Consider the following 9,059-nt stretch of genomic DNA (forward strand, 5'->3'; position numbering starts at 1 on the left):
CAATAAGACTAGTTAATGTTAAATATGTGGAGGGGAATATGACACGAGTTTTAGTTGTAGATGACGCCAAGTTCATGAGGGTGAAAATCAGAGAGATTCTGGAATCGGCGAATTACACAGTGGCCGGGGAAGCGGCTGACGGGGAGGAAGCCCTGGCAGTATATCAAAAAATCCGTCCCGACCTGGTGACAATGGATATTACCATGCCGGTCAAAAACGGTATACAGGCGCTGCAGGATATTTTAGCTTTTGACCCGAAAGCCCGGATCATCATGTGCACCGCCATGCGGCAGCAGCGGATCGTTCTGGAAGCGATTGAATTAGGCGCTAAAGACTTTATCGTTAAACCGTTTGAAGCATCTAAAGTGCTGGAGGCCGTAGGCCGGGTAACGGGAACGTAAACGTGTTCTCTTTTCAAATTGGTTTTTTTTATGTTTTTGGAGTATAGTATATAGTATCAAACTCCGTGCAAGCAAAGGAATGATAAAGATGATGATTATAATTTCATCCGTTATTGCAGCGGCCATGGCAATTTCCGTGATGATCGTCAGGATTAAAGCCTCCGACAAGCCCGCTTCACCTAAAAAAATAATTCTCCCGCCGATTTTCATGAGTACGGGAGCGCTTATGTTCCTTTTTCCGATTTTCAGAGTGACGGGCGAAGAATTTTTGGAGGCCATTACGCTGGGCGTGATCTTCTCTATTTTTCTGATTAAAACATCTAAATTTGAGATTAAAAATAATGAAATCTATTTAAAACGGTCAAAAGCGTTTGTGTTTATCCTGATTGGTTTGCTGGTTATCAGAATCGCTATGAAATCCATTTTGAGCACGACGATTGATTACGGAGCTTTAAGCGGAATGTTTTGGATTCTGGCTTTCGGAATGATTGTTCCGTGGCGCATCGCGATGTTTATGTCTTACCGCAAACTTTCGAATGAACTGAAGACCGCTGATATTCAGATGAATTAAAACCTTTCCGTCCGCCGGAAAGGTTTTTTATTTGAGCAGGGCCTGATAAGGAGTAAGATCAATCTGTTTTTCGCGGAGATGCTTTTTTAAAAATTGATGATCACGCTTAGGAGTGGCCAGTATGTAACCCCTGATGATTAAATCACGGTTTATTTGTTCAGCTTCCTCCGCTAAGGAAAGTTCACCGATTTTTCCGGCGATTTTCGCTTTGGCTACATCCCGAAAGAGCTCCGGCACGGGAGCGACCAATTCATCCAAAAACGCCTTGTCACCCGCATTCCATAAGTGCCTGCTTTTTTCAATATAATAGTCCTGCCAATCCAGTTCTGACCGGCCGTCTTCTTTCGGTAAGCGTTTTAAAAATTTTCGAAACATAAAAAATCCGCCGATAGACAGCAATCCGATCATCACGTTGACCCAAAATAAAATAAACCACATAAACCAGCCTTCTAGCATTGTTCTATCTCCTCCTTACTTTAACCATATTGTAAACGAAGACAGAATAGAAGAACACATGAAAAAAAGAATAGAAAAAATGATAGATGTCCAGTCAATTCGGTTGCTAGAACATATTCTATCGTATAGTGATTCTGCTATTTGGCCATGGGAGATTCACTTTGAGGGTATATGACTGATATGACCGGACAAAAAAGCCGCTTCCATTGAGGGATGAAAGCGGCTTTTTTATGTTATAGAGGAAATTGAAAGGAAAATGAGGCAGGAGTCTCATTAGGCTCCTTGTTCATGGAGACGGTCAGAATATGGTTGGTGAAATCAGTGAAAATATGTTTGTCATTCAGATAAAAAGGAAGCACCATTTGTTTGTTTAATGTCCGTTCAAGCGTTTTAACAGAGAGCATAAACTCATTTCCCGAAAGAGTGACGGTGATCGCCTGCACCTGCTTCAGGGCCGTCAGGTCGGCTTCAACGATATATTGACGGCTTGTTTCATATAGATCGATCGGCAGCGTCTCGTCATACCAAGCATACGGGTCCTCGTAAAACTGCCGCAGCCATTCTTCCGTATCATCAAATTCTTCAGCGTTTTTTGAGTGATTCATGGAAGCATTCCTCCATATTAAAAAGCCTTGCTATAACGTATGCAGAAGCTTTAAATGGGTGAATGGCACAAAAAAACAGACACCGGGGTCTGTTTTACATATCGTGGCTTGTATTATGTTTTTGTCTTGTATGGTTGCGGTTTTTCACTTTTTTGCTTCCGCTCAGCGGTTCCGGCTGGCCGGGGTTATGGCCCTTCGGAGCATTTTTATGCATATCTTTACTCGTATTTTTATTTGTCATGTTAAAGCCTCCTTTTTAAGGTGTTCCGGCTATTGGTTTGTTTTTCTTTTTTTATTGTTCTGCCGTTCTTCTTCCGTCAGGACGAGCTGGTCATTTTCTATATAACCCGCGCCTTTGCCTTGGCTTTTCGCATCATTCATGCCGTTAATTACATGATTGGCTTTCCGTTTTACCATGATCATCACCTCAACATTAATATGGCTCTTTACAGCCCGTTGTATGAGGCGGAAAATCGGACAAAATTTACCGAAAATATGCTGATAAGACGATCTTATTGTATTTAATAAAAACATTGATATTTACTTATGTATGATTTTATACTAAGATGAAATTGTGAGAAAATTATGATGGAATGTGAACATTCATCTAAAGAACGATCTTGATCATTGAAGGGGGATTTTGGAGAATGACAAATCAGCAAAAAGTCGCAACACAAGACGTTTTCCAAGCAAGAAAAACATTTTCTTCAAATGGGAAAACATACAACTACTATTCATTAAAAGCATTGGAAGACGCAGGGGTCGGCAATGTTTCAAAACTTCCTTATTCTATTAAGGTTCTTTTGGAATCCGTTTTGCGTCAGGTAGACGGACGCGTCATTACAAAAGAGCATGTTGAAAATTTAGCAAGATGGGGTACTGCTGAATTAAAAGATATCGATGTGCCGTTTAAACCGTCACGGGTTATTCTGCAGGACTTTACCGGCGTTCCGGCCGTAGTTGACCTGGCATCTTTAAGAAAAGCCATGGCCTCTGTCGGCGGAGACCCTGATAAAATCAATCCTGAAATTCCGGTTGACCTGGTCATTGACCACTCCGTACAAGTTGACAAAGCCGGTACGGAAGATGCGTTAGCCATTAATATGGACTTAGAATTCGAAAGAAATGCAGAACGTTATAAATTTTTAAGCTGGGCAAAGAAAGCGTTTAACAATTATCAGGCCGTTCCGCCTGCAACAGGTATCGTTCACCAGGTAAACCTTGAGTTTTTGGCAAGCGTTGTCCATACGAAAGAGGAAGACGGAGAACTTGTGACCTATCCTGATACTTTGGTGGGAACTGATTCCCATACAACAATGATTAACGGAATCGGCGTCCTCGGCTGGGGTGTCGGCGGTATTGAAGCGGAAGCGGGAATGCTCGGCCAGCCTTCATATTTCCCTGTTCCTGAGGTCATCGGCGCGAAACTTGTCGGAAAATTGCCTAACGGAACGACGGCGACTGACTTGGCGCTGAAAGTCACTCAAGTGCTGCGTGAAAAAGGCGTAGTCAATAAATTTGTTGAATTCTTCGGTCCTGGTGTTGCTGAGCTTCCGCTTGCGGATCGGGCGACTATTGCCAATATGGCGCCGGAATACGGAGCGACTTGCGGATTCTTCCCGGTTGACGAGGAAGCACTTTCTTACCTGCGTCTGACCGGCCGTGAAGAAGAGCAGATCGATATTGTGGAAGCATACTGCCGCAGCAACGGTTTATTCTATACGCCTGACGCGGAAGAGCCGATTTTTACAGACGTTGTGGAAATTGATCTGTCAAAAATCGAAGCGAACCTTTCAGGCCCGAAACGTCCGCAGGATTTAATCCCGCTTTCCGTTATGCAGGAAACGTTTAAAAAACATCTTGTCAGCCCGGCCGGCAACCAAGGATTCGGAGCGGATGCTGCTGAAGAGAACAAAGAAATTTCATTTAAACTTAACAGCGGTGAAGATGCGGTTATGAAAACAGGGGCGATTGCAATCGCCGCTATTACAAGCTGTACGAATACATCAAACCCTTATGTATTAATCGGTGCCGGATTGGTAGCCAAAAAAGCGGTAGAATTAGGCTTGAAAGTGCCGAATTATGTGAAGACTTCACTTGCACCGGGGTCTAAGGTTGTTACTGGATACTTAGTCAACTCAGGTCTGCTTCCTTACATGAAGGAGCTCGGCTTTAACCTTGTGGGGTATGGCTGTACGACATGTATCGGGAACTCCGGCCCGCTTTCTCCAGAGATTGAAGAAGCGGTTGCTAAAAATGACCTCCTGATCACTTCTGTCCTGTCGGGTAACAGAAACTTTGAAGGCCGGATCCACCCGCTTGTCAAAGGAAACTACCTTGCGTCACCGCCGCTTGTTGTCGCATACGCATTGGCAGGAACTGTAAACATCAACCTGAAAACGGATCCGATCGGTGTCGGAAATGACGGTCAAAATGTTTATTTCGATGACATCTGGCCGTCCATGGATGAAATCAATTCTCTCGTCAAACAGACTGTTACGCCGGAATTATTCCGCAAAGAGTATGAAACGGTATTTGACGACAACCAGCGCTGGAACGAAATCGAAACGACGGATGAAGCGCTGTATAAGTGGGACCAGGATTCCACTTACATTCAAAACCCGCCGTTCTTTGAGGAAATGTCTGTAGAGCCGGGAAAAGTTGAGCCTTTAAGAGGACTTCGCGTTGTCGGCAAATTCGGCGATTCCGTGACGACTGACCACATTTCTCCGGCCGGAGCGATCGGAAAAGACACACCGGCGGGCAAATACCTGCAGGAAAAAGGCGTTTCTCCTCGTGACTTTAACTCTTACGGCTCACGCCGCGGAAACCATGAAGTCATGATGAGAGGAACATTCGCCAATATCCGCATTAAAAACCAAATCGCACCGGGTACAGAAGGCGGCTACACAACACATTGGCCTACCGGGGAAGTGACATCTATTTATGATGCCTGCATGCGGTATAAAGAAGATAAAACGGGTCTTGTCGTCCTGGCCGGAAAAGATTACGGAATGGGCTCTTCACGTGACTGGGCTGCAAAAGGAACAAACCTGCTCGGCATCAGAACAGTCATTGCCGAAAGCTTTGAAAGAATTCACAGAAGCAACCTCGTCTTCATGGGTGTGCTGCCGCTCCAGTTCAAACAGGGTGAAAACGCGGATACACTCGGCTTAACCGGTAAGGAAGTCATCGAGGTGGATGTTGATGAATCTGTACGTCCGCGCGACTTGCTGACTGTCAGAGCAATCAGTGAAGACGGTACGGTAAAAACGTTTGAAGTCGTTGTCCGTTTTGACAGTGAAGTGGAAATTGATTACTATCGCCACGGCGGCATTTTACAAATGGTGCTTCGCGATAAAATGAAACAGTAGCAGAATGAACAAAGGAGAGAAAGCAGTCTGCTTTCTCTCTTTTTATGCGGGAGGCTTAAGATGCTTGCGAAATGGCTGGGCGGAATGTTACTTATCGGGTTGTTAGTATATGCGGGCTGGAACATTTATTCTGTGCAAAAAAGTCCGAAAGAAGGGACAGAAGAAGGGATGAAAGCCCCTGACTTTACACTTGATACATTGTCAGGAAAAAGTATCTCCCTTTCTGATTATAAAGGAAAAAAAGTGCTCCTTAATTTCTGGGCGACGTGGTGCAAGCCGTGCCGAATGGAAATGCCCGATATGCAGGAGCTGCAGAAAGAATATCCTGATATTGCGGTAGCAGCTGTTAATTTTACGTCCTCTGAAAAAAATATACAGGTTGTGAAATCATTTGCTGATCATTATCAGCTGACCTTTCCTATTCTGATTGACAAAAGCGGAATTAACGGGGATTTCAACGTGCTTTCTTATCCGACAACATACATATTAGACGAAAAAGGAACCATTCAGCATATTCGCGTAGGCACGATGACAAAAAAAGAAATGAAAGAAAAACTGGATCTCAAATAGAGGTTCAGTTTTTTTATTGTAAAGGGCTTAGGTTTTGAAAAATTGGAAAAAATGAATGAAAACACGGAGGTGAGAAGATTGAAAAAAATGCGAAAACGTTCTTTTCATGAATTGGTTATGGAAAATAAACGTGAGCTGATGACCAATACGGAATATTTGAATCAGCTTGAAGAAAAGCTGGAGCAGCGGTTCAAACAAAAATAACCTTTAATTTGCAGTCATGTTTGCACCTCCTTTTGCAAAATATACTCTTAAGGAGGGATGAACATGGGCATAAACAAGAAAGACGGCCAGCCGCAATACGCTCCGAGCCACTTAGGGACAAAACCCGTTAAATATAAACGCAACAAAGGGGAAAAGTTTCATGACAAGTCAAACGGACATCCGATTGTCATGCAGACGAAAGGCGAATAACATCATCAAAGGAGAGCAGACATTATGACAAACAATGATCAAAAACCGAACCCGGATGACCGTTCGGATAACGTTGAAAAGCTGCAGGATATGGTGCAGAATACAATTGAAAATATAGAAGAAGCGAAAGAATCAATGGAATTTGCGACAGATGAGGAAAAACAGCGCATTCAAGAAAAGAATGCCAGACGCAATGAAAGCATTGAATCGTTCCGCAGTGAAATTCAGGATGAATCGGCTGCAAGAGAAAACGGCTATCAATCATAATAAAAACCAGGGAAACCTGGTTTTTTTCTCTTTCCGGCTCGTTGTGATAAAATGGGGCTAATCTGATAAAAAGGGAGCAGAGAACGTTGCATGTGTCAAAAAAAGAAATAGAAGTGCGTTATGCGGAAACAGATCAAATGGGCATCGTCTATCATGCCAATTACTTAGTCTGGATGGAGGTCGGCAGAACGGCGCTGATTAAGGAACTCGGATTCCTTTACAAGGATATGGAAGATAGAGGAGTGCTGTCCCCTGTATTGGATATCAGCATTTCTTATAAAAAGCCGCTCCGCTACGGTGAAACGGCTGTCGTACATACTTGGATTGAAGAATATAACGGATTTAAAACCGTTTACGGCTACCACATCTATAATCCGGATCAAGAACTTGCCATCAAAGCGACATCCTCTCATATATGCGTTGATAAAGAGAGCTTCAAACCGATTCAGTTTCGCAAGGCTTTTCCTGATTGGCATGCCGCTTACGAAAAGGCAAAAAAATAAGGAGCGGCTGCACTTATGGCATTTGGAATTACGCGTAAGGAACTGGAAAGATGGAAGCGGGATGTATCGGAAGGGAAAATCGCTTTTTTAACGCATTACTGGCTGGACGACCGCTTTCCGGAGGCTAAGACCGTGACGAAGGCCGGTTCAAGCGATCTCAATAAACTGATCAGATGGGGAGCGGAGTACGGGCTGAAGCCGGAGTGGATTCACCATAAAAATGAATTTCCCCACTTTGACCTGCTCGGAGAAACGCAAAGAAGCATATTAGAAAAAGAACGTCTGACTGATCACCTAAAAAGGTTCAGGCTGTAAAAAAAAAGAACGCATCCGCTGCGTTCTTTTTTTTACACGTAATCAAATACCGGCTCTTCTGCCTGATCTGAATATGTGACTGACAAATCGTGATTATCAAAGTACCATAAGTCGCTTTCTTCAATAAAAAAGGTAATGCCTTCAACTTCCGTGCTGGTGCCGATGTTCATCGGCAGGTCTTTTAAAATGCCGAGAGAAAAGCCTTTCTGAACGTTGCTGCATCCCCCGTAACGGACAAAGAAACGGACATGGTCGCCTGTTTCCAGATCGAGCTCTTCTTTGTACCAATCCAGCGCGCCTTTCGTTACTTTCATGTTCATCCGGAACACTCCCTTTTTGTTTCTCATATAAAGAAATTATCTCTATTATAAACGAATATGGCATTTTGATGTCAAAATTGAAGTTTCATCAAAACCATTTGATCTTCGGTTCTGTTTTGTTTATAATCCGTTTGATGTTTGCCCTGTGTCTGTAGATAACAAACGCGGTCAAGAGCGTCACTACGATTAATAAATAAGGGTCTTTTACAAACAGACAGTAAATAATCGTATAAATCCCTGTTAACATTGAAGACAGAGAAACAAATTTCGTAAGGAATAAAAATACGAAAAATACTGCAACCATCGTAACGAATAACAGCGGAGCATAAAACAGCAGGACGCCCCCTGATGTGGCTACGGCTTTGCCTCCCTTAAACTTTGCGAACACGGGGAATACATGGCCGATCACTGCTGCCACCCCTGCGAGAAGAGGATGAATGGGGACGTGCAGTAAATATGGGAGCGCCGCGGCCAGGGTGCCTTTTAAAATATCGGCTGCGACGACGACAGATCCCGCTTTAACGCCAAGCGTGCGAAAAGCATTTGTAGCGCCCAAATTGCCGCTTCCGTGTTCTCTAATATCGATCCCTTTCGCAAGTTTGCCTACGACTAAACCTGACGGGATGCTGCCTATTGCATAGGCCAAAATAATCAATAAAGCAATCAACATCTACATTTCTCCTTTTCAATGTCCCTTCACTCTATTTTAACACGAGTTGTTACCGTCTGATGACAAGTTTTTTGAGAATTAAGCTGACAAATCGCTTTTTTTGATTCCGGCGAAGCGGTCATGTACAATATATCAAAAGGAGATGGTAAAGATGCAAAATCCTTCAAAATCAGAGATTAAAGAAATTCTGGACCGGAGCAAACGGATCGCAGTCGTCGGGCTGTCAGACCGTCCCGACCGGACTTCTTACATGGTTTCCAAAGCGATGCAGGATGAAGGGTATGAAATTATTCCCGTCAACCCAACGATTGATGAGGCGCTTGGCGTTAAAGCCGTTGCTTCATTAAAAGACGTGGAGGGACCGATTGATATCGTGAATGTGTTCAGACGCTCTGAGCAGCTTCCCGGCGTTGCTGAAGAATTTTTACAGACGGACGCTCCCGTTTTTTGGGCGCAGCAGGGTCTTGCAAATGAAGAAGCGTATCGCATGATTACAGACAAAGGACGGACGGCTGTAATGGATTTATGTATAAAAGTCGCCCGCGCTGTTATAAAATAGGAACAAAAAAGGCAAAAATCCTTGGCAAATCAGG

General features: G+C 43.7%; 16 protein-coding genes. 10 read left to right on the forward strand and 6 right to left on the reverse strand.

The annotated features are described in order from the left end of the window. Positions 1–38 precede the first annotated feature (38 nt). The gene (locus tag HAP68_RS08685) at positions 39–401 is read left to right on the forward strand and encodes a response regulator (RefSeq protein WP_007410327.1); all 363 of its coding nucleotides are present in this window, start codon (positions 39–41) and stop codon (positions 399–401) included. Positions 402–480: 79 nt separating this feature from the next. Continuing rightward, on the forward strand, positions 481–972 hold the full coding sequence (locus HAP68_RS08690; protein ID WP_088005392.1) for a CcdC family protein: 492 nt from the start codon (positions 481–483) through the stop codon (positions 970–972). Between the two features lie 27 nt (positions 973–999). On the opposite strand, the gene HAP68_RS08695 is transcribed toward HAP68_RS08690, so the two are convergent. From HAP68_RS08695 to sspO, 4 genes are all read right to left on the reverse strand, one after another. Next, on the reverse strand, positions 1,000–1,428 hold the full coding sequence (locus tag HAP68_RS08695; RefSeq protein ID WP_024085354.1) for a DUF2621 domain-containing protein: 429 nt from the start codon (positions 1,426–1,428) through the stop codon (positions 1,000–1,002). A 233-nt stretch (positions 1,429–1,661) separates the two neighbouring features. Further along, positions 1,662–2,033: an Hsp20/alpha crystallin family protein gene (locus HAP68_RS08700; RefSeq protein ID WP_024085355.1), complete on the reverse strand. Its 372-nt coding sequence runs from the start codon at positions 2,031–2,033 to the stop codon at positions 1,662–1,664. Positions 2,034–2,127: 94 nt separating this feature from the next. Further along, complete coding sequence (locus tag HAP68_RS08705; RefSeq protein WP_003153984.1) at positions 2,128–2,274, reverse strand: small acid-soluble spore protein P; 147 nt, start codon at positions 2,272–2,274, stop codon at positions 2,128–2,130. 29 nt (positions 2,275–2,303) lie between these two features. Beyond that, positions 2,304–2,450 carry an acid-soluble spore protein SspO gene (sspO, locus tag HAP68_RS08710; RefSeq protein WP_003153982.1) on the reverse strand — a complete coding sequence of 49 codons (147 nt, stop codon included), beginning with the start codon at positions 2,448–2,450 and terminating at the stop codon, positions 2,304–2,306. Between the two features lie 230 nt (positions 2,451–2,680). Here sspO and acnA point away from each other — a divergent pair, with 230 nt between their 5' ends. From acnA to HAP68_RS08745, 7 genes are all read left to right on the forward strand, one after another. After that, positions 2,681–5,407: an aconitate hydratase AcnA gene (acnA, locus tag HAP68_RS08715; protein WP_003153981.1), complete on the forward strand. Its 2,727-nt coding sequence runs from the start codon at positions 2,681–2,683 to the stop codon at positions 5,405–5,407. A 60-nt stretch (positions 5,408–5,467) separates the two neighbouring features. After that, the gene (locus tag HAP68_RS08720; protein WP_024085356.1) at positions 5,468–5,977 is read left to right on the forward strand and encodes a TlpA family protein disulfide reductase; all 510 of its coding nucleotides are present in this window, start codon (positions 5,468–5,470) and stop codon (positions 5,975–5,977) included. A 78-nt stretch (positions 5,978–6,055) separates the two neighbouring features. Further along, positions 6,056–6,181, forward strand: coding sequence for an FbpB family small basic protein (locus HAP68_RS08725; RefSeq protein ID WP_012117651.1), 126 nt, complete (start codon positions 6,056–6,058; stop codon positions 6,179–6,181). 63 nt (positions 6,182–6,244) lie between these two features. Next, positions 6,245–6,391 carry an acid-soluble spore protein N gene (locus HAP68_RS08730; protein WP_003153977.1) on the forward strand — a complete coding sequence of 49 codons (147 nt, stop codon included), beginning with the start codon at positions 6,245–6,247 and terminating at the stop codon, positions 6,389–6,391. Between the two features lie 24 nt (positions 6,392–6,415). Next, the gene (tlp, locus tag HAP68_RS08735; protein ID WP_003153975.1) at positions 6,416–6,658 is read left to right on the forward strand and encodes a small acid-soluble spore protein Tlp; all 243 of its coding nucleotides are present in this window, start codon (positions 6,416–6,418) and stop codon (positions 6,656–6,658) included. 86 nt (positions 6,659–6,744) lie between these two features. After that, the gene (locus HAP68_RS08740; RefSeq protein WP_003153973.1) at positions 6,745–7,161 is read left to right on the forward strand and encodes a YbgC/FadM family acyl-CoA thioesterase; all 417 of its coding nucleotides are present in this window, start codon (positions 6,745–6,747) and stop codon (positions 7,159–7,161) included. 15 nt (positions 7,162–7,176) lie between these two features. Further along, positions 7,177–7,476: a hypothetical protein gene (locus tag HAP68_RS08745; RefSeq protein WP_003153968.1), complete on the forward strand. Its 300-nt coding sequence runs from the start codon at positions 7,177–7,179 to the stop codon at positions 7,474–7,476. Between the two features lie 32 nt (positions 7,477–7,508). Here HAP68_RS08745 and HAP68_RS08750 read toward each other — a convergent pair whose 3' ends face one another. Beyond that, a complete protein-coding gene (locus HAP68_RS08750; RefSeq protein WP_003153966.1) occupies positions 7,509–7,796 on the reverse strand; it encodes a HesB/YadR/YfhF family protein in 288 nt (95 codons plus the stop codon). Positions 7,797–7,884: 88 nt separating this feature from the next. Beyond that, positions 7,885–8,466: a glycerol-3-phosphate 1-O-acyltransferase PlsY gene (plsY, locus tag HAP68_RS08755; protein WP_003153964.1), complete on the reverse strand. Its 582-nt coding sequence runs from the start codon at positions 8,464–8,466 to the stop codon at positions 7,885–7,887. A 151-nt stretch (positions 8,467–8,617) separates the two neighbouring features. On the opposite strand from plsY, the gene HAP68_RS08760 reads away from it, so the two are divergent. Next, on the forward strand, positions 8,618–9,025 hold the full coding sequence (locus HAP68_RS08760) for a CoA-binding protein (RefSeq protein ID WP_007410316.1): 408 nt from the start codon (positions 8,618–8,620) through the stop codon (positions 9,023–9,025). Positions 9,026–9,059 lie beyond the last annotated feature (34 nt).

The organism is Bacillus sp. Bvel1 (genome assembly GCF_014872755.1).
In the GTDB taxonomy this organism is placed as follows: Bacteria; Bacillota; Bacilli; order Bacillales; family Bacillaceae; genus Bacillus; species Bacillus velezensis.